The sequence below is a fragment of the Delftia sp. RIT313 genome, from assembly GCF_000632165.1.
Lineage (GTDB): Bacteria > Pseudomonadota > Gammaproteobacteria > Burkholderiales > Burkholderiaceae_C > Comamonas > Comamonas acidovorans.
This window is the reverse complement of the sequence record NZ_JFYT01000021.1, coordinates 1-1,019: the sequence shown is the minus strand read 5'-3', so window position 1 is coordinate 1,019 and position 1,019 is coordinate 1. Positions and strand designations below refer to the sequence as shown.

The window sequence follows — 1,019 nt, the reverse complement described above, 5'->3', positions numbered from 1 at the left end:
GCCCAGGTCCACGCCCACTGGCGGCACACCGACTTCAACCTCATGGGCCTGGGCCACCTTGCAGGCCAGCGGCAAGGCCCCGTGCAGCGCTGGGAAGACAACCGCATCGGCTTCACCGAAGACCGCGTCTGGCGCTACGACCCCTGCGGCAACCGCATCGCGCAAATGCAGGCAAACCACAGCCAGCAGCAACTGCACTACGACGGAGCCCACCAACTCATAGCGGTGCGCAGCAGCCAGATCCAGGGCAACGCAGAGCAACTGCGCCACCACAGCCGCTACACCTACGACGCCCTGGGCCGCAGGCTCAAGCAGCAAGTGGAAAGCGCGGACTCCACAGAATCCACCCGCACCCACTACTACGGCTGGGACGGCGACCGCCTCATCCACACCGAACGCCTGCAGCATGGCGACGACACCCGCCACATAGAACACACCATCTACGAACCGGGCAGCTTCACGCCCCTGGTGCGCCTGAGCACCACGGCCAGCGGCGACCCCCAAAACGAGCCCCACCTGCTGGTGCAGGCCATCGCCGCAGGCCTGCCCGACCAGGACGACCCCAACCACAGGCCGGCCCTGACCCTGATGCAAACCATGCTCGACGCCATGCCGCGCGACATGCAGCAAGACGCCGCCCGCCACCTGCGCCATACCCTGGAGCACGGCCTGCCGCCCGGCGCCCAGGCGATCCTGGGCGAACAGGCCGAAAGCACCGCGCGCCTGCTCAGCGGCATGCAGGCCAAGCTGCAGGACCAGGAAAAAGAACAGCACGCCCGCATCGCCATCCACCACTACCACTGCGACCACTTGGGCACGCCCATGGCGCTGACGGACCAGACCGGCCAAGTGGCCTGGGCCGCCAAGCTGGATCCCTGGGGCAATGTGCTGCAGGAGTACAACCCGCAGGGCATCCACCAGGCGATCCGGCTGCCGGGGCAGCACCATGACAGGGAGACGGGGCTGTATTACAACCGGCATCGGTATTACGATCCGGTGGTGGGGAGTTATATCAATCA

1 protein-coding gene is annotated in these 1,019 nt (G+C 66.5%); it reads left to right on the top strand.

What is annotated here, in order from left to right; genetic code table 11:
* On the top strand, positions 1–1,019 hold a 1,019-nt coding region (locus tag BW39_RS03435; protein ID WP_043819805.1), incomplete at both ends, for an RHS domain-containing protein.